The organism is Arthrobacter sp. P4_H3 (genome assembly GCF_056400885.1).
The window spans coordinates 1-19,022 of the sequence record NZ_JBFUKK010000024.1 but is presented as its reverse complement, the minus strand read 5'-3'; the positions used below and the strand labels follow the sequence as shown (position 1 = coordinate 19,022).

17 protein-coding genes and 2 pseudogenes are annotated in these 19,022 nt (G+C 62.9%); 8 read left to right on the top strand and 11 right to left on the bottom strand.

Annotated features, from left to right (window positions below; translation table 11 throughout):
• The first annotated feature begins 35 nt into the window (after positions 1-35).
• The 5 genes from AC1DRE_RS22280 to AC1DRE_RS22260 all read left to right on the top strand — a co-directional run bounded on the left by AC1DRE_RS22280 (position 36) and on the right by AC1DRE_RS22260 (position 8,878).
• Complete coding sequence (locus AC1DRE_RS22280; RefSeq protein ID WP_476986671.1) at positions 36-2,678, top strand: RecB family exonuclease; 2,643 nt, start codon at positions 36-38, stop codon at positions 2,676-2,678.
• Positions 2,675-5,887 (top strand): UvrD-helicase domain-containing protein, encoded by a 3,213-nt coding sequence (locus tag AC1DRE_RS22275; protein ID WP_476986670.1) that lies wholly within the window; start codon positions 2,675-2,677, stop codon positions 5,885-5,887. The genes AC1DRE_RS22280 and AC1DRE_RS22275 overlap by 4 nt, the downstream gene beginning before the upstream one ends.
• A complete protein-coding gene (locus AC1DRE_RS22270) occupies positions 5,884-7,560 on the top strand; it encodes an NERD domain-containing protein (RefSeq protein WP_476986669.1) in 1,677 nt (558 codons plus the stop codon). Before AC1DRE_RS22275 ends, AC1DRE_RS22270 begins: the two co-directional genes overlap by 4 nt.
• 179 nt (positions 7,561-7,739) lie before the next feature.
• The gene (locus AC1DRE_RS22265) at positions 7,740-8,306 is read left to right on the top strand and encodes a hypothetical protein (RefSeq protein WP_476986668.1); all 567 of its coding nucleotides are present in this window, start codon (positions 7,740-7,742) and stop codon (positions 8,304-8,306) included.
• 2 nt (positions 8,307-8,308) lie between these two features.
• Positions 8,309-8,878 carry a hypothetical protein gene (locus AC1DRE_RS22260; protein ID WP_476986667.1) on the top strand — a complete coding sequence of 190 codons (570 nt, stop codon included), beginning with the start codon at positions 8,309-8,311 and terminating at the stop codon, positions 8,876-8,878.
• 334 nt (positions 8,879-9,212) lie between these two features.
• On the opposite strand, the gene AC1DRE_RS22255 is transcribed toward AC1DRE_RS22260, so the two are convergent.
• Both AC1DRE_RS22255 and AC1DRE_RS22250 read right to left on the bottom strand, forming a co-directional pair.
• Positions 9,213-9,461, bottom strand: a complete 249-nt coding sequence (locus tag AC1DRE_RS22255) for a hypothetical protein (RefSeq protein WP_476986666.1) — start codon at positions 9,459-9,461, stop codon at positions 9,213-9,215.
• A 388-nt stretch (positions 9,462-9,849) separates the two neighbouring features.
• Complete coding sequence (locus tag AC1DRE_RS22250) at positions 9,850-10,191, bottom strand: DUF6221 family protein (RefSeq protein WP_476986665.1); 342 nt, start codon at positions 10,189-10,191, stop codon at positions 9,850-9,852.
• Positions 10,192-10,509: 318 nt separating this feature from the next.
• Here AC1DRE_RS22250 and AC1DRE_RS22245 point away from each other — a divergent pair, with 318 nt between their 5' ends.
• Entirely contained in the window at positions 10,510-10,755 is a 246-nt protein-coding gene (locus AC1DRE_RS22245) for a hypothetical protein (RefSeq protein ID WP_476986664.1), read from the top strand.
• Between the two features lie 267 nt (positions 10,756-11,022).
• A complete protein-coding gene (locus AC1DRE_RS22240) occupies positions 11,023-11,895 on the top strand; it encodes a hypothetical protein (protein ID WP_476986663.1) in 873 nt (290 codons plus the stop codon).
• A 151-nt stretch (positions 11,896-12,046) separates the two neighbouring features.
• Here AC1DRE_RS22240 and AC1DRE_RS22235 read toward each other — a convergent pair.
• From AC1DRE_RS22235 to AC1DRE_RS22215, 5 genes and pseudogenes are all read right to left on the bottom strand, one after another.
• Positions 12,047-12,567, bottom strand: a pseudogene (locus AC1DRE_RS22235) (amino acid transporter); the annotation flags it as partial.
• Entirely contained in the window at positions 12,500-12,673 is a 174-nt protein-coding gene (locus AC1DRE_RS22230; protein WP_476986662.1) for a hypothetical protein, read from the bottom strand. The gene AC1DRE_RS22230 and the pseudogene AC1DRE_RS22235, both read right to left, overlap by 68 nt.
• 78 nt (positions 12,674-12,751) lie before the next feature.
• A complete protein-coding gene (locus tag AC1DRE_RS22225) occupies positions 12,752-13,531 on the bottom strand; it encodes a carbon-nitrogen hydrolase family protein (protein WP_476986661.1) in 780 nt (259 codons plus the stop codon).
• 62 nt (positions 13,532-13,593) lie between these two features.
• Positions 13,594-14,949 carry an APC family permease gene (locus AC1DRE_RS22220; protein ID WP_476986660.1) on the bottom strand — a complete coding sequence of 452 codons (1,356 nt, stop codon included), beginning with the start codon at positions 14,947-14,949 and terminating at the stop codon, positions 13,594-13,596.
• 9 nt (positions 14,950-14,958) lie between these two features.
• Positions 14,959-15,837 (bottom strand): carbon-nitrogen hydrolase family protein, encoded by an 879-nt coding sequence (locus AC1DRE_RS22215; RefSeq protein WP_476986659.1) that lies wholly within the window; start codon positions 15,835-15,837, stop codon positions 14,959-14,961.
• A gap of 94 nt (positions 15,838-15,931) precedes the next feature.
• Here AC1DRE_RS22215 and AC1DRE_RS22210 point away from each other — a divergent pair, with 94 nt between their 5' ends.
• Positions 15,932-16,687 (top strand): FadR/GntR family transcriptional regulator, encoded by a 756-nt coding sequence (locus tag AC1DRE_RS22210; RefSeq protein ID WP_476986658.1) that lies wholly within the window; start codon positions 15,932-15,934, stop codon positions 16,685-16,687.
• 47 nt (positions 16,688-16,734) lie between these two features.
• Here the strand turns inward: AC1DRE_RS22210 and AC1DRE_RS22205 are convergent, their stop codons facing one another.
• The 4 genes and pseudogenes from AC1DRE_RS22205 to AC1DRE_RS22190 all read right to left on the bottom strand — a co-directional run.
• Entirely contained in the window at positions 16,735-17,451 is a 717-nt protein-coding gene (locus tag AC1DRE_RS22205) for a hypothetical protein (RefSeq protein ID WP_476986657.1), read from the bottom strand.
• A 112-nt stretch (positions 17,452-17,563) separates the two neighbouring features.
• On the bottom strand, positions 17,564-17,917 hold the full coding sequence (locus tag AC1DRE_RS22200; RefSeq protein ID WP_476986656.1) for a type II toxin-antitoxin system HicB family antitoxin: 354 nt from the start codon (positions 17,915-17,917) through the stop codon (positions 17,564-17,566).
• A 227-nt stretch (positions 17,918-18,144) separates the two neighbouring features.
• Positions 18,145-18,363 (bottom strand): hypothetical protein, encoded by a 219-nt coding sequence (locus tag AC1DRE_RS22195; RefSeq protein ID WP_476986655.1) that lies wholly within the window; start codon positions 18,361-18,363, stop codon positions 18,145-18,147.
• A 387-nt stretch (positions 18,364-18,750) separates the two neighbouring features.
• A pseudogene (locus AC1DRE_RS22190) lies at positions 18,751-19,022 on the bottom strand (SLC13 family permease); the annotation flags it as partial.

Below are 19,022 nucleotides of genomic sequence, written 5' to 3'. Positions count from 1 at the left end.
ATACAACAGCCAGCAGACCAGCATGGGGGACAACAATGATCGTTGAGTTCGGGTGGCTTCTGGACCGAGCGCCGTGGGCGTACACGCATCCGGGCCTTAACAAGGTGCGCGTGGGGCCGAAGGGTTTCACCACGCTGCTGCAAACACGATTGGGCGTCACACGCCCAGACACTCCGCATGCAGAACGCGTCGCCCAGTACCTCAAGCGGCTGCAAACCATCGACTTCCCCGGAGCCTGGTTCCATCGATCTCTTGCAGTCGACCCGTGGTCCACCGCGAGTGAACTTCTCGACGCCCGGGATGATGCCGTCATCAACGGCTGGGGTGGCACCCTCCCGGCAGATAGCCGGGACTTCGCCGGTCCCTCGCCCTTGCTCCGCACCCTCGCCGCTGCGGAACATGCCGGCGGCGAGCTGGCTCCGTCCCTCGCGGACGATGTCCCGGAACTCCTCGAAGTCCTGGATACGCCGCTCCCGCTCGGCATCGAGCAACTGATCCTTCAGCAGTCCGAGGCTGCGCTTCCCCTGATGTGGCAGCGGATCATCGGAAAGCTCCGCGATCTAGGCGTCCGAGTCACCGAGGCCGGCCGCCCCGTCGCCCAGCCCCGCCTGACGGTTCTCACTTCCGAGACCGAATGGGAAGCCGCCGAGCACGCGGCCCGGTGGCTTGCCAGCGGGGCCAACACGAGCACCGCTGTTGTGTGCTCGGACAGCACGACGGTCCTCGACCACTACCTGGCCGGCCACGAACTACCTCGTCTTGGGGTGGGTGCCCGCTCTCCCTGGCGGGCGCAGGATCAGCTGATTCCACTCTTCTTCGAGCTCATCTGGGCACCGGCCGATGTGCGGCTCCTTGCAGAGTTCCTGGCCCTTCCCGGCACTCCCGTCAAAGGCCCCGCCGCTGGCCAACTACTGCGTGCCCTCGAAAAAGAACCCGGAACAGGGGGTGAGGCCTGGCATGCGGTAATCACCTCAATCGCAAAGGACGAGCATCTGGGCGTAGAGCTGGCCGAAGTCCTAGACAAGCGCTTCAGCTCCGACTTGCTCGTCGGCGACGACGTCAGCGGAGCCCGGCTCGCAGAGACAGCAGAATGGCTGGCCGGGCGGCTCAGAGCTCGAGCCGCTGTCGACCCAACCTTCCAAGGCACAGCAACTCAGCTTCAGCGGATTTTGGATCTCGTGACCGGCCTCCCGCGAGTCTCACGCCGCGAGCTCCGACGCATAATCGCTGCCGTTGTCACTCCCTCGACAAACCCGCTGGCTGCCGTGGAGGCCAGCCCCTGGCTCCGGCTCAGCCACCTTCACGAACTAGGCGATGATGTCGAGAGTGTTCTGTGGTGGGGCTTCCGCAGCGGCACAACTGCGGCGGGACGACGTTGGGACGCGCATGACGTCGAAACCCTCGCCCGAACAGGCGTGCACTTACCCTTGCCCGAAGACCTTGCGGCTCTTTCGATCGCGCGGACTCTCGCAGCCGCGGGCCACTGCCAGAATCTGATAATTGTCCAAGTTGAGCAGCTCAACGGTGAGCGCACCGCCGGGAACCCCCTGCTTGAGGCGCTTGTCGCCGCGCAGCCGGCTTCGAACTCCGCGAATCCTGCCGAGACAATCATGGATAGGCTTGCGCGCCTTACCGCTATCCCCGGCGACCTCGTGCGCGCGGACGGCAAGTGGCAGTTCGCCGGACGGGACGCTCAGCTGGTCGCTGTGGAACCTCACCATCCGCTGCCTCCATCACCCGTCCGAGAAGTCGGCCCTAACCCGTCATTCCGCCCCGACAGTCTCTCCTTCAGCCAGCTCTCAACGCTGCTCGGCTGCTCCTTGGCCTGGGTGCTGGGGAAGAAATCGAAACTCCGCGTGGCCGACGCCGCCAGCATACCCACCGATAATCAGATGCTCGGAAGCTTCGCACACAAGGTAGTCGAGGTCCTCCACAACCGCCTCCGCGCCGGCAACCGCGCGGTCCCGAACGAAACGGAAATCCGCCAAGCCATCGACGAGCTCATGCCCCACTTTGCCTCTGAGTTGCTGCTGCCCGGTCAGCTCCGCCGCCGCACCGGGGTCAGCACCACCCTCATTGCATCAATCAGCACCTTCTTCACCCAGCTCTCACGCGGCGGCATAACTCTCCAAAACGTCGAGAAAGCTATCGAGAAGGAGGTCCGGCTTTCGGTCGCCGGCGGGGAAATCAGCGTCCCAGTGAGAGGCAGCGCAGACGCAGTAGGCATCGACACCGAAGGCCGCACCGTCGTCGTCGATCTCAAATGGACCAACAACGTGAAGTACCGGCGTGACGAAATCCAGCAGGGCACCGCACTCCAGCTGGCCCTCTATCAATGGGCTCTCCACTCCGGCGACACCGCACCCGACGACCCGACCGCGTTCTACCTGCTCAAGCAGGGCGCTTTTGCGTCCGCCCACACCCATTTCGGCACACCGCTGCCCAGGGCCATCGAGCCCGGGCAGCTTTGGACGCAGGCTGTGCGCGCCGCCGAATTCACGGTCCAGGAAGTGCTCGCCGGCCGCATAACGGCGACCCAGCCTGCCGACGACGCCCGAGGCGACGATGCTCCTGACCGTGCCCAACTAGACGCCGAAGCCGGCAGGCATCACGTCAAACCGCCCTGCCGCTTCTGCGACTTCGGCGTGCTCTGCGGACTAAAGGGGGACTTCTCATGAACCTGCTGGACAACGTCACCATGGTCTCGGCGAGTGCCGGAACCGGCAAGACCTTCCGCCTCACCCAGGTCATTGCGGAGAAGATCGAGGACGGGCTGCCCGCTAGCGCAGTCATGGCCACGACCTTCACTAAAAAGGCAGCCGGCGAACTAAAGGAGCGCATCGGGGCGCGACTCCTGGAACAATCCGAGGCTGCCGCCGTCAATGAACAGTCCAGGCTTTCAGAGTCACTGCAGCTCGCCGCCCAGCAGCTACCTGCGAGCCTCATCGGAACCGTGAATAGCGTCTGCGGGAAACTGCTTCAGGAGCACGCCATCGATGCCGGTCTCTCTCCGGCGCTCGAAGTGATAGGCGAAGAGCAGCTCGCGGGGATCTTTCATCTTGCCACCGACGCCGTCCTCGCCGAACATGCGACCGGGATACTTCCCATTGCCCGTCGGATGGGTACGGATGGAAACGGGGCGCGCGATGCGCAGACGTGGGAGGAGACGGTTCGGGGCATCGTCGACGCAGCCCGCACCAACCTCCTTGAAGCCGAAGACCTCGCCGCGTGTGCAGAGAGGTCCTGGACCGGGTTGAGGGAGTTGCTCGACCCGCCAAGCGAGGACGACGAGCGGGAGCAGTGGCGTCTGGAATTCCAAAAGGGACGTGTGCAGCTCGACACCGTCGCAGCGACCGGCATCGGCACGGATGGCAAGGCCGCAAAGATCGGCACGAAAGGTTTCATCGAGCAGTATCCCAAGGTGATACAAAAGCTCGACCAGGCCAGCACCGTCGACGAGACGCCATGGGAGATCTGGCGCGGGTTCATCGCGTCGAGCCCAGCTGGCCCGATTAAGTCCATCTTCTGGGATTTGCGCGAACGCATTCACACCGCACTCCTCTCCAATCCCGGGCTCCACATGGACCTTGAGCAGTACATCCGCGGCATTTTTTCCTGCGCCGCTGAGTGCCTCAAGACGTATTCGGAGTTCAAGCGCCTGCATGGACTCATGGATTTCGTGGATCAAGAGACGCTCGTCCTCGGGCTGGCCCGGGACAGCGAAGCCTTCCGCGCGTCGTTCGCCCGGCGTATCAGCTTTCTGGTTGTCGACGAGTTTCAGGACACGAGCCCACTCCAGCTCGAGCTCTTCCTGCAACTCAGCCGTCTGGTGAAGGAAGCCGTCTGGGTGGGTGACCCAAAGCAGTCGATCTATGAGTTCCGTGGTACCGACCCGGACCTTATGCAGGCTGTCGTGGACCGCGTGCCGACGAGGGAGCAGCTTTCGCATTCGTGGCGCTCCCATCGGGCCGTCGTTGATCTTTCAAATGCCGTGTTCGAGCCAGTGTTCGCGCAACATGACATGGCCCACGAAGCCGTCCATCTCGAGCTGCCGGAGGCACACAAAGGCTGGCCGATTGGAACTCTCGAAGCGTGGACACGCCCGCAAAGCAACGACGCCGAGCGTCTGCGTGCGACGGCCGCCGGGGTCGCTGACCTGCTCGCGCGACGCTCCGAAGTCCTGCCCGGAGATATTGCCGTACTAACCCGGTCCAACGCCGATGTCGAGGCTCTCTCAGCTGCCCTTGACGACCTTGGAATTAGGGCAAGCCGCAATCCGCGCAAGCTTGCCGAGGCGCGGGAGATCCAGCTGGCTCGCGCCGGGATGGCCTACGTCGCGGATGGCTACGACACTGTCGCCTTGACCGAAATTGTTGCCCTCCATCCCGGCCACCCCTCCAATGGGATGTGGCAGCAGGAGCTGTTGTCCGCCGTCAACCCCGCGCCAGTGCTGGAGCGCTGGAACGCAGCGCCGTTGCTGACCGCTTTGGACGCCCTGCGCACTCAGGGCAGGACGGCAACGCCGACTGAAATCTTCGAAGCCGTAGTTGGAGCGCTGGGGATTCCGGGCCTCATTACGTCGTGGTCTGCTCCCGCCACACGGATGCGAAACCTTGACGCTTTCCGCGGCACCCTCGAGGCCTATTACGAGCGCTGCCTGGCGCTCCGCTCCCCCGCAACCCTGCGCGGATTCCTCACCTTCTTCGGCTCCGACGAACAGCAATCGGCCGAGAACGCCGGCCCGGACGTCGTGAATGTCCTCACGTATCACAAGGCCAAGGGGCTCGAGTGGCCCATAGTCGTCTTGGAGGCACTCGACAAAGACCTGCGGTTCGCGGCATTCGGCGCCGCGGTGGAGCAGGACGGCGCATTCGATCTCGAGAAGCCTCTCGCCGGCCGCTGGATCCGTTTCTGGCCGAGCCCTTTCCCTTACGCCGGATCACCCTTGGACTCCCGCGGCAAGGTGAGCGATGTGGCTTTGAACGCCGAGGAACGTGAGCGGCGGAACATGTCCCGTCTGATGTACGTCGGCATGACCAGGGCGGTGGAGACCAACGTGCTGACGGGCAAAGGCAGCGTCCCGGGCCTCCTGAACAACCTGGGCGTCGAATCGCTCATCTCGTGGTCCGAGACCGATGACCCCGAGAACGCGGGCGAGCTAAAGGTCGCTGGAGGTGCCGCATTTCCCGCGCGGATAGCGGCACTTGACCCTGTAGAAGTGGCGGTTCGACCGACCGGTTGGGCGGCGGGGTTCACGGACGCTCCCAGTCAACTGCCAGCTGTCGTGCACATGCCGTCCCGCGTGACCGCCAGCTCCCAGGAGTCCGTCGGGCACGAGGCGAAGGTGCTGCTGGCCTCGGAACTCGGGACGCGGCTGGCGACCCATGGCTCTGACGAGTGGGGTGCAGTCGGCAACGCCGTCCATGCCTACCTCGGAACAGGGCACGGGACGCTCGATGCCAACCAGCAGCGAACGCTTGCCGAGCGGATCATCGGGCGTTGGCGCGTGGGGCACCTTATCGAAGCAGAGCTCCTCCTTTCTGCGGGCACTCGGTTCGAGGCATATCTTGAAGCCGAGTTCCCTGGATGGATCAAACACCGCGAGGCAGCCATTGGCTGGCGGCCGGAGAACCGGGTGATGGAAGGGTGGATAGACCTGCTGCTGGAGAGCCCTGAAGGATTCGTTCTCGTGGACCACAAGACGTACCCGGGCAACGACCCCGAGGGGCATATCCGAGAGAAGTACCTTGGCCAAATGGCGGCCTACAGGGACGCACTCCTGGCGTCTACGGGCAAGCCTGTCTTGAGAACGCTAATGCACCTGCCGGCTCTGGGGCAGGTCTATGAGCTGATACCAATGCAGACTGAAGCGAGGGACCTCCGTTGAGGTGCATCCCTGAACAGCCTGACTTTGGCAATGGCCAGCTGGCTGAAAAAGCGGTCTGGGAGTCTTTTAAGAGGAGCCTTCCGGAGGAGGCAGTCCTTGCGCATTCGGTTCAACTGCGGGACGGAAGAGCCGAGCACGAGATTGACATCTTGGTGCTGTGGCCGGGTGTCGGAATGGCTGCCATTGAGGTGAAGGGCGGACGTGTCTCCGTCGAGAACGGGCAGTGGCTCCAATCCGACAAATCCCAAAAGCGCAAAATCCAAAGTCCGGTCGCGCAGTCCCAAGGATCACTGCATGCGTTCAAGAACTGGATCGGCAAACAGCTCGGGACACCGTTGACGAGCCGCTTCGCCTACATGGTCAGCCTGCCCTACACCGAAGTGCCCCGGAGCTGGGAGATGGCAGGGTGCCCCCGAACGCTCATCCTGGACCAGCGCGACATCGAATCCCCGGCCGACTTGGTCCGCGCCGCGATCGAAAGTGAGGGCGGTGGTGCCTCACCCCTGGCTCCCTCATACATGGAGCGAATAATCAGCCGGCTGGTCGGAACGCTAGGCAATCCTGCCGGTGAGCCGCAGGATCCTAAAGAAGTGGAAGACGCCCAAGATCATCTAACCGAGCGGCAGGCGGTACTGCTGCGGGCGACTCGCTCACTCCCCCGGATCAAGTTCACCGGCGGCGCGGGGAGTGGAAAAACATGGCTGGCTGTGGAAAAGGCTCGGCTGCTCTGCAAAGAGGGCAAACGCGTCGGCCTCTTCAGTTATAACAAGGGTCTCAGTCAGTACTTGCAGGACAGAGTCTCGCAGTGGCGTCATGCCAGGCCCGCGTTCACCGGTGAGTTCCATGAATATGCCCGCCAGCTCGGTGTGCCGGACGGCAAGGGGCCCGATTACTTCGAGGAGGAATTGCCGCGGCTCCTGAGGGGCCTCGCGGCCGACATGCAGCTGCATCAGCGGCTGGACGCCGTCATTGTCGATGAAGCCCAGGATTTTGCCCCGCTGTGGTGGGAAGCCCTGCTCGCCACCACCACGGAAAGCGCCGAGATATACGCGTTCATGGACGACCATCAAGATGTCTACCGGCGCTGGGGTAATCCAGCAGGGGGCAGCGGGAGCCCGTTGGAGGACCTGGTGACAATCCACATTGATGAAAACCTCCGCAACACCAGGAAAATCGCGGAAACGTTCAAGTCCTTCGCGGGCGATCACTTCACGCCTCGCGGCAGTACAGGACTGCCCGTTCGACGCGTTCAGTCCGCGACTGAAGACGCCCTCGACGTCGCAGGAGATTGTATCGATGCGCTAATCGACGAAGGGTGGGCGCCGAACCAGATCGCGATGCTCACAACACGGGACCGGCATCCTGTGCACCAGGACTACTTTGACCGTGATGCCACCGACGACTATTGGCGCGAATTTCACGCCAACGACGCCGAATTTTACGGCCATGTTTTGGGGTTCAAGGGCCTCGAGCGATCAGTGGTTGTTTTGTGCGTTAACGGTTTCAAAGATCTGGGGCGCGCGGCGGAGCAGCTCTACGTTGGCTTGTCCAGGGCTCGAAGCCTGCTTGTTGTGGTTGGCGATTCTGCTTTGTTGGAAGAGGCCGGCGGACGGGAGTTGAAGGCAGCACTCTCTCGAGCCGAGACTTGGCGGCCAGCCTCGGCTGACCACTGAGGCTTAGCGGTTGGCACTCCGCTCCCGTCGCTACCTGAGCTGTCGGGGATCCCGGTCATTTTGTCTGTGGGGTGGGTCATACTACAAACACCAGATCGCAACCCCGGGGTGAAAAGAGGGACGCAGTGCATTTTGACTTAGCACGCTCTTGCGGCAAGGTTCCGGGGAATTAATCTCCTGTGAAAAACGGAGCCGCGCCGAAAACGCCCGATGACAACTACGCACAATTCATCGCACAGCTCGACTCTGCTGCGGGGAATCTCGACCTGCGCCAGGAATCGCTGAGTAAGTCGCTGGACTTAGTCGGGTTGCTTTACAAGCAGAACGAAGTCGGTCTCAGGCTGTGGGAAGAACGGCGCAGTAAAGTCGGAAAGCTTGAAGCAAGGGAAACGAAGTCGGCAGCGAAACAAAAGGCGTTGGGCGAGCTACTCGAGGTAGCCGTCAGGATGGAATCAATGTTCCTGAATCGCACCCAACGCCTCGCTGAAAAACAGGCAACTATCCAGGGCCGCTGCGACGAGATCAAAAGGTCGCTCCTTGATTTGAACCGGAGCAAGCTGAAACTTGAGTCGTCCCGAATGCTCTCACGCGAGCGAGAGAACCTTAACCGTGCCATCGCCGAGCTGGCGGGGACACCCCAAGCCGCTACAGTGTCCACCGCGGACTTTGGTTTACGTAACGACCTCAACGACGCCCGCCGGGCCATTGCCATGGCCGAGGCCCTCCTCGAAGTGAAGGAGAACTGACAATGACTCGTGGCAGCGAAGAGAGGGTCATCAGAAGATTCACTTCTACAGAGTGGGACGCGCAGCAAGGCCCCGGATCCATCGACTTCTTGGCTAAATTACGCGCCAGATGGGTCCTGCTCGGCTTCATGGTCTTCGGCATCCTTACCAACCTCGGAGCCTTCGGCGCCACCGTCATCGTGGTTGGGGCGATCATGCTGTTCTTATACGCAAACAAATCCTCGCCCCGGAAGGCGTTCGTGAAGGGGTTATTGGCGGATGTCAACGAAACCATCATCGAGCTGACGGGCGACGCCAACGCCGGTCTTACTGTCAAGGACTTTCGAGCTCTTGCCGAGAAGGGCCGGCTACTGCCCTTGCCAGTCAACGGTGTACACGGACTCAACCTCCAAGTCGTCAACGAAGGCCCGGCCCAGAACCGAGTCGCCGCTGTTGCCCGGGTGGACGACACTTTGCGTTCCACCCGCGTCGTCGTCACTGCAACACCCCCGGATTACGCCACCGCCAGCTTCGATCGGTTGCTTCAGGCAACCCTGGACGCTGAGCCCGATAACCCACCCAAGACGGTCTAGGACGGAATAGGAAATCATATGAAAGACAACCTCAGTGCAGACGACCCGGCCGACATAGTAAGCAGATCAGGACGGACTTTACGCACACGCCTTCGGGAACTTCGGGATAGCGGCGCCTTAGACACGAGGGGTGCTTGGCAGGATCCTCCGCAGAAAAACGGAACCTGGACCATCAAACGAAGTTTCCTTCGAAGGCTGGCGCAAGAAAACAATTGGCCATTCAACGACCAGTAGGGCTGAGTCCCTTCGTTCGTTGAGCGGTACGCGGGCTAGCCTCGATGTCGGCGCCAGACCAGAGCAGAAGCGCCTTCAGGTCGATCACTTTGCACGGCAGTCACCACCAACGGTAACGGCACTCGACATTCTGGCATGCCCATTCCGGCACACCGTATTCCAGCTGACCAGTTCTAGGGTTCAGACGTTCTTCATGCACGATGCAGCCTGCGAACTCGGTGTTCGCGTAGTCCTGCCGGTCTCCGGGCAGGACCATGCCGAAGACAATTGGCCAGGCTTCGTGCCCGCACACCGGGCATTGGCGAACGGCGGCCGCGCGCTTCTTTGCAGACTTCGTTTCATGGGTCATGGCTGCAATGTATCCCCCGGCACCGACATCTGCCGCTGTTACAAAAATTGCTCATCCCTAACAAATTTTTGTAACTTTCCTGAATAAAGCCGTTCGCCCTCCATCTCGAAGATCCGGCACTTCCAGCCGCAAACGAAAGGGTTCACGTCAGTTGGCGTGACCAAGCCCGGTGTCAGCCACGCGGCCGCCCTACAACCGCCGTTGCCTAAACATCGGGAACAGCTCCCGCACCCGCGCCACCGTCTCCAGCGAGACATCCACCGCCCCGGAAGCCGGGCTCTAGCCCGAGATCGGCTTCAACGACCCCCATGGGATCGACCAGGATGCTGCGGCCCACGGAGACCGGCGGGGCCCGGCACACGCCTGCCACTGCCGTGGCTCCCTAGCCCTACCCTTCGGTGCGGCCCCTTTCATAGTTGTACGGCCGGGCAAGTGGGATCAGAACCTTTTCGAGGTAGGTTTGGTGGCCGACTGGGTCGACTAATTTGTCGATGGTACGGAAGTAGGCGATGATCGCTCGCTTGGCGGCACACTCCGCGAGCACAAAATCGGGACTGTGTTTGTCTGCATGTCGAAGTCCCTGCCCTGTGGACTGGTCACGGCCAGTATCCGTGTGGAGCGTTTCCGTGAAAGCCCACCAGTCAGTCGTTGCGGGGAAATGCGTAGCAGCGATTGCGGCTCGCTCTTCGTCTTCGCAGATCCGCGCTTCAAGAAATTCGACAATATCCATTGGGCCATCCTGCCAGCCCCCGCGTTGAGCCAAAAGATGCGCCGCGGTGCGGCTGGCTCCACCCGTCCTACGTCAGAACGAGCATGGAGCAGGTGCGTGGTGGTCCGCCGCTGTGCTGGTCGAACTCTCCGCCGCGCCGGCCCAGGCCGTGAACAGGCTGGTGGACCGGAGGCTGCTGTTCGAATGCGCCGTTAGCCATTACGCGGCCGTCAACGCCACGGCTGAGCAGCTGGATGAGCTGGACCGGCTGACGCGGGACACGCTGAATCCTCGGACTGGTCCGACTACCACCAGGCGGACGAGCAGTTCCACCAGCTGGTGGGCACGGCATCAGGGCTGGGGACCGCTGTCGCGGTTTACCACGAGGCGCTGGCCGAGCCCTACGCCTACTTCATCCCCTACACCATCGAGCTGCTGCACAAGTCCAACTGCGACCACATCGTGCTCTTGGCTGCCCTCGGCGCCGGGAAACGTTGGGGAAGCAGTGGAGGTCTCGCGAAAGCACGTGGACGTCCTGCACCGGAAGTGGGGCTGGCGGGTGGGGCAGCCGGTCTATCTGATTAAGTCACCTACTCGAAGGAGTACCAGGGTTGGGAAGTTTTCCTATTGGACTTCGGCCACAACAAGGTCGCTGTCGATTAGCGCTGTGCCTTTATGTTTGGTGATGACATTGGTAGAGAGCGAGTCCGACGTATTGAGGTCGCCGGGTGAAGAAGAACCTGTAAAAGGCCGCCAGCACTCCGAACTGATACCCGGGGCCCACTCCCGGCAGTGAGGCCGTAAACCAAGTAGGATGAATTCAATTTTCACGACCGTTAAGAGGACTTGGGTATGGATATTGACGCCAGTCGGTGGAAGCTTCTCGTGGATAAGGCAATTTTGCGGACAGAGACCCGCGACCTGCAGTGGTCCGAAACCGATGAAGGTCCGGCTAATACGCTTAGCTTCGGCGCATCAATTGATGGCAGGACCACCCTGAACGTATGGGGTTACCAAGCCAATTACTCCTACGAACTTAGCCTGATAAGGCATACCGATGGGGAGCCCTTCGCAGAGCGAAAGAGGGTCACGGTCAAATCGCAGGCGGAAGGCATTGATTTCAAGGGCCTGTTGGATGCCGCCAGAGGGCAAGTTGAAAATCTTGTTCGCGAACGCGCCTTTGCCGCTGTCATGGACTATCTGGCTGACCCTACCGCAAAAGACCCCGAACAGCAGGAAGAGTTCCTTGATCGGTGGGCCGCGCTCGGCTACAACAACTTCTTTAACTACTCCCAAGACGAGAGCATTTTCGCCATAGTTAACGACCTGACCGCCGCCGGGTCAATCACCTGGACCGTGAGTGAGAATGAAGACCTTGATGCGGGAGGTCAATGTTTCCTAGCTGAGGTCGGCGACCTCCTATCCCTCACCTTCCATTCGAACCAGGCATCGGCGAAGGCAGCAAGTGCCACCACATACACGTTCTGCCTTAGTTCGACGGATGACAGCGACTCCGATATTGAGATGCAAATAGGTATTGGTAGGGCCGATTATGAGCGGACGCGTCGGTTACTCGCCGACGAATTACATACACATATTTTGAAAAAAGTCCATGAGGGTGAAGCGATGTTTAACGAGATAGTTAGGAACAGCACTTTTGATGAGATTCTCGCGTCCCTAGACGTTTCTCACCATGACTCATCGTCCTCAGAGGAATCCGAATAGGGTTGCTTTAGAATTCCCTGTCGATTTATCAACAGCCACAGACCGAAAGAAGTTGAGTCCGCACCCTAAATGGCCGATGGGCGCGCCCGGCCAAAGCCGGACGCGCCCTTCAACCGTATGCACCCCCGCAAGTGGGGTTAGAGCGCCGGACTCAGTCCATAAGCACCGGCTGCTTGACACTCTCCGAAGCCTCGACAGCGGCCACCTTCCCCGACCGGTGGTGGAGCCAGTTCGCCACCGCCAGAAGCGCCACGAGTGCGAAAGTGCTCAGGAGCTGGGGACGGGAATCCTCGCCGATGAAGCCCACAGTGAAGATCGCGGCGAGGATGACCAGACCAAACACCGTGAGCACCGGGAAGCCGGGCATCCGCAGGGGAAGCTCGGGCCCCTCGCGGTCGGCGCGGAGGCGCAGCGCGAGCTGGGCGACGAGCGCGGACGTCCACACCAGCAGGCACATCGAACCCACGATGTTGAGCAGGACCGGAAGGACCTTCTCGGGGAAGGCCAGCTCCAGCACTACCGTGACAATCCCGAAAGCGACCTGGCCAGGACTGCGACAACCGGGACACGCGCCTTGGACACCGAGGCAAGCAGGGGCGGTGCTTCACCCCGCTCCGCGAGGGAGTACGCCATCCGCGACGCACCGTAGAGGTTGGCGTTGAGGGCGGAGAGCGATTGCCGCCACCTTGAGCAGCGCGAACCAGAACTCGGACTCGCCGAAGTTCTTCACGCTGGTGAGGTTCACAGCGGTGAGCACCACAATGAACACGAAGGCCATCAGCCACACCGGCAGGGCCGGGAAGATGGCCGGCCACGAGGTAGGAGATCAGCACCGCCGCGCCGATGGCACTCTCCGCTACAACCTCCGCTGCCGGAACATCGGGAACAGCTCCCGCACCCGCGCCACCGTCTCAAGCGAGACATCCACCGCCCGCACGCCAGGCTCCAGGCCGAGATCGGCTTCCACAACCCCCATCGGATCCACCAGCACGCTCCGTCCCACGGAGACCGGCGGCGCCTGGCACACCCCGGCCACGTACACGCTGTTCTCGATGGCGCGGGCCGCGTTCAGCGCCAGCCACTGCTCTGTCTTGTGGGTGCCCGGCACCCACGACGAGCAGACCAACAGGACCTGGGCGCCGGCGTCGGCCAGTGACCTGGCCAGCTCCGGGAACCGCAGGTCGTAGCAGGCCATCAGGCCGAAGCACGCTCCCCCGAAATCGAACACCACCGGGCTAGTGGACGGGCCCGGCTTGATGAACGTCGACTCTCCGAACCCCTGCGCGTCGAAGAGGTGGATCTTCCGGTAGAAAGCCAGCCGGTCGCCGTCGGGCCCGAAAGCCACCAACGTGTTGTACGCCTTGCCTGGCTCCTCCGAGGTTTCCACCACTCCCGCCACCAGCGCGACACTGTGGCGGCGGGCGGTGCTGGCGAGTTCCTGGCAGACGGGGCCATCCAGCGGCTCGGCCACCTCGGGGAACGTCGCGTCCACCTTTTTCTTCTCATAGGTGGCGTATTCCGGGAAGGCGACCAGCGTGGCGCCGTCGAGCGCGGCCTCGGCGGCGAACCGGTCGATCGCCGCAAGGTTGGCCTGGATGTCGGTTCCCGACTCCAGCTGCCCGAGCGCTATCCGCACGGCTACTCCTTCCCCTCCGTCCGCCCGGCTCCGGCGGCGGCGGCACGTACTCGGCGTCCGGCTCAGGCGGCCGCCTCAACCGTTGCCTTTTCCGTCGCCGTCATTTCCGGCGGGGCCGCCTTGAAGCCGCGCGTGATCAGGGCCAGAACCACCATACCCAGCACCAGCCAGCACAGTCCCAGCGTAATCGCGTTGCTGTCCAGCTGGGAGAGCAGGTAGGCGCAGATGATGGCTCCCACCATCGGGACCGCCACGTAGGACACGGGGTTCAGCTGGTGCCCGGCCCGGCGCTGGCGCACGTAGTGGAACACCACCGAGGCGTTGACCAGGGTGAAGGCGGTGAAGGCGCCGAAGTTGATGAACGAGGTGGAGGTGGCCACATCCAGGAAGATCGCGATCAGGCCGATAATCCCGGTCACGATCAGGTTCACCACCGGCGTGTGGAACTTCGCGCTGAGCCGGCCGAAGACAGCCTTGGGCAGGACCGAGTCACGGCCCATCGCGTACAGCAGGCGCGAGGCGCTGGCCTGCGCCGCGAGGCCGGAGGCAAACTGCGCCACCACCAGACCGGCGAGGAACACCGCACCGAACAGCTGCCCGCCGATCTGCAGGGCGATGGAGCTGGCCGCGGAGGCCGAGTCCTCGAAAACCCCGCCGGGGTGGACCATCTGGGTCACGTACGAGACGGCCACGAAGATGCCGCCGCCGATCAGGGCGATGAGCATGATGGCGCGGGGCATGTTCTTGCGCGGGTCGATGGTCTCCTCGGTGAGGGTGGTGACGGCGTCGAACCCGAGGAACGAGTACGCGGCGATGGCGGCACCGGCGGAGATGGTGGCGATGCTGGAGGTGTCGTTGAAGAACGGCTGGGTGCTGGCCAGTCCCCCGGCGCCCTGCGTGGACACCACGTTGCCGATGGAGAGCGCCACAAAGAACACGATGACCAGCAGCTGGAACGCCATCAGCACGTAGTTGGCCTTGTCCGCCACCTTGATGCCGAGGATGTTCAGCAGTGTGGTGATGAAGATGAAGCCCACGATCCAGACGCCGATGGGGATTCCGGGGAACTGTGCGGTCAGGTAGGAGCCGCCGATGAGCCAGATGACCATGGGCAGGAAGAGGTAGTCCAGCAGGATGGCCCAGCCCACCAGGAACCCCACCCGGGGATCGATGGACCGGCGGACGTAGGTGTAGGCGGAACCGGCAACGGGGTACGCGATGGCCATCCGGCCATAGCTGTGCGCCGTGAACAGCATGGCGACCATGGCAACCAGGTAGGCGGCCGGTGATGCCCCGCCGGTGGTTTCGGCGATGATGCCGAAGATCCCCAGGACGATCAGAGGGGTCAGGTACGCCAGGCCGAACAGGACCAGCGAGGGCAGCGTCAGCGTGCGGGTGAGCGTGGGTGAAGTTGTCACGGTGGTTCCTTAGGCGTTGAAGGACTGGGGAGCCCAGGTGGCCGGGCTGATCCGGCCCTGGTAGACGGGCAGTTCGACGGCATCTTCGCCGTCGCGGAACTGAGACCAGGGGCGGTTGAGGTTTTCGGTGCCGTGCGTCCTGACGCGCTCGACGGCGGCAAGGTCCAGTTCCGCTGTGAGCAGTACCGGTGCGTCGTCCGGGGCCTCGGCCAGGGTGTTGCCCTCCGGGTCCACGATGATGCTCAGGCCTTTGCCGGTGGGGCCCGAGCAGTTGACGCTGACCACGAAGACCTGGTTCACGATGGCGTTGGCCTTGGCGAGCACCAGCTCCTGGCGGCGGTCCGGCGTCGTGGTTTTGACGACGTTGAGGATGACCTCGGCGCCCATCCAGGCGAGCTGGCGGGACACCTCCGGGAACCACGCGTCGTAGCAGATATTCAGGCCCACCCTGCCGATGCCAGCCAGGTCCACGGTGGTGAACCGGTCGCCGGGGTCGTAGGGCTCGAACGGGCGCCAGGGGAAGACCTTCCGGTAGTAGCCGGCGAGTTCCCCTTCCGGGGACAGGACCAGCTGGGTGTTGAACAGCTGCCTTTCCGGACCGCGCTCGCAGACGCTGCCCGGGACCAGCCAGATTTTGAGGTCTGCTGCCAGCTGTTTCAGCTCTCTTACGCGAGGGCCGTCCAGCGGTTCGGCGGAGGCCTGGAGCATTTCGGTGCGCTGCTGGTCAGGATCGGAATCCCCGAACAGGTGCAGCTCCGGGAAGACGACCAGACTGCTGTGCGGCTGAACGGCGAGGGCGGCGGCGACCTCGTCCGCGAAGGCCGAGACGGGTTCACCGATGAGCCGGGGCCGGGCCTGGGCGGCGATGAGGGGAAGAGTGCGTTGCATGGTGTTCTCCGCGTTGGGGATGTGATCTGCACTATATTAGATCAGAATGATCCAATTATGGGAAGAGGGAGGTTTGGGCCGTAAAGTAGCGGATATGACCCGTCAGTTGGAGGACACCGCCGACCCCTCGCCCATCGGCGCCGGCAGGCTGGCCGGCATCGACCGGCGCAGCGCCATTGATGCCGTGCGGCTGCGGATCGGCATGGCGATTTCATTGGGCCTACTGAAACCCGGCGAGCGTCTGCCCGACCAGGAGGATGTGGCGCTGGGCCTGTCGGTCAGCCCGATCACCGCCCGCCGCGCGCTGGCGAGCCTGGCGGAGCAGGGCGTGGTGGTCCGCCGCCGGGGCCGGGCCGGCGGAACCTTCGTGGCGGATTCGCCACCTACGGACGTTTTGGCGGAGCTTTCGGCATCACCAGCGGAGTCCCAGGCTGTGAACCGGCTGGTGGACCGGAGGCTGCTGTTCGAATGCGCGGTGACGCACTACGCGACGCTCAACGCCACGGCTGAACAGCTGGATGAGCTCGAGCGGCTGACCCGCGACATGGCCGAGTCCTCGGACTGGTCGGACTACCACCAGGCAGACGAGCAGTTCCACCAGCTGGTGGGCACCGCGTCAGGGCTGGGCGCCGCCGTGGAGGCGTACCACGAGGCTCTGGCCGAGCTCTATGAGTACTTCATCCCGTACCCGATCGAGCTGCTGCACAAATCGAACTGCGACCACGTTGCTCTGGTAGCGGCCCTGCGTGCCGGCGATGTCCAGGAGGCGGTGGAGGTCTCGCGCAGACACGTGGACATCCTGCACCGGACCATGTTTATGGGGCTGACGGAGGGTGGGTTAGACCGCTAGGAACGTGCAGACGACACTATTACCGGGCCATACGCGGCATGTCGTTTTTAGAGGTCGTGGGGACAAATTTCAGTACCCGCGAACTCAGGCCTTCCCTGTCCGTATGAGCGGTCATCGTCGCTGCCGGCCCAGACCACACCGCCTCCGGGGCAGGGCGTCACATCGAACGCCCGGCCATCAAGGTGCGCCCGCAGGTGGCGCCCGTCATCCTCGACCACTTCCCACCCCGCTGCTGGCAGCGCTGCCCGATAGTGCTGCAACACATCGGCGTCTTCCGGGAGCACAAACCAGCGGGTACAGCCGGCGACGCCGCTCATGCCGCCGCCACCCTTAAAGTGGCCGATGTGCTCGATGGAATCGAACACCTGCTGGGACTCACGGTCTGCGGAGGCCATGGGCTCGTCGGTGCCCTCGGTCACGCATTGCGGAGCGGAAACAAATTGTTTCTCCATCTTCTGACCGAGCGCCGCAGGGGTGACGGCGAACATCCCGATCAGCATGAGGACCGGGATTGCCACGGCCGTAAGCCGCATCCACGCTCTCGTCGAGAGCATGAAACCGATCAGCGCAACCACCACGACCAGCCCGAGCGCCAATCCGGAGGGACCAGACGTCAACCCCCACGTGAACCCCTCGAACGCGGTATCGGTGACACCGCCGTACATTGCCATGAATCCGTAATGGACCGGCACAGCCAGCAGCGCCAGTCCTGCCCCAATGACGAGCAGCACCGCGGCAGAGACGGCTCGGCCAGTCACGGGCATGGCTCAGTGTAGGCCCGCTTCGCCACATGTCAACAAGGCAGGTGCCGACTACTTTAACTGCTGGTCAGCCGGCCTACACGTTCTTGTTGTCGGCCCATGTCGGGCGTGCGCTTTAGGCTGTCAGCCGCTCAGTTGCGTACTTGTTGAGGGGCACGCCGTGATTGGCGGCTTCGATCGCGAGCTTGCGATGGAGTTCCGGGGGTACCCGCAGGTTGAGCCGGCCACTGAACTTTTGTGTCGCGATGGGCTCGGGCACGGCCTCACCCGACTGTGAAAGTTCATCGATGACATCGGACACTAACCGTTCAATGCCGCGGAGCGCCTCGAACTGATCCTCGTCCAGCCAGGAGAGTGAGGGGAATTCGAGAACAGTGGCGACAAACTCTTGATCCTCCGGCGACCACTGGACCGAGTACCGGTACTGCGCCACCGCATCCGGCGCAGCAGTTGCTTTTCGAGTGGACATCTACTTCTCCTTGCTCCGATCGATGGCGGCTATGGCCTGCTTCACCTGGTACGGCTTCGCCTTGCCATTTTTGTTCTGCAGATTGATCCTCGGATCCCCCACCCAGGGCATGAACCATGGTGCCATTTTTGGCACCAGCTCTCAAGGATGGGCTGCACAGCGCGACCGGCCATACCCCGGACGCGCCCCTCGTGTGCCTGAATCTTCGAAGCGGCTCAAACGCCGATCTAGTCGATGAGTACCGGCTGCTTGACACCATCCGAAGATTCGACAACCGGCGCAACCTTCCGCGACCGGTGATGCAGCCAGCTCGCCACCGCCAGCAGTGCCACCAGCCAGAACGTGCTCAGGAGCTGGGGACGGGAATCCTCCCCGATGAAGCCCACCGTGAAGATCGCGGCGAGGATGATCAGGCCAAAGCACGTGAGCCACGGGAAGCCGGGCATCCGCAGGGGAAGCTCGGTCCTCTCGCGGTCGGCGCGGAGGCGCAGCGCGAGCTGGGCGAGGAGCGCGGAGGTTCACACCAGCTGCTTCCGTGCAAGTCCGCGCACGAGCTGCTGCACAAATCGAACTGCGACCACGGGGCTGACTCAGGGCGGAGCCTGAGAGGCCGTGGGTCCCGAATTGACGCAAAGACAAAGGCAGGGCGGCTGTGAAAGCCGCCCTGCCTTTGTACGTACGGGGCATACCTGCGCCCGGCTATCGGGGTTCCTGTTGCGGTGGAGTGCAGGGTTGTCCCGTTCGTATGCCGGACATGGATCCGGCGGTCCTTGGTCGCATCATCGACTGATGCCGTTACCGGAAGCAGCCGACCTGCATGCGTTCGCGGCGCCTCACATGATGCCGGTTGGTACGAGCAGGGCCCAGGCCAGTGCGGGGGCGACGAGGACGACTCCTCCGGCGTACATCATCAGCTGCTTGTAGACGCGTTGGCGGTCGTTCTCGCGGGCGTTGGCGACGACGAGTGCGCCGTCTGTAGAGAAGGGGGAGACGTCCACGACGGTGGCGGCGATGGCGAGGGCTGCGACGGTTCCGGAGGCGCTGAGTGAACTGGTCGCCAGGAGCGGGCCGGCCAGGGGGATGAATGCGGTCAGCAGTGCGGTGG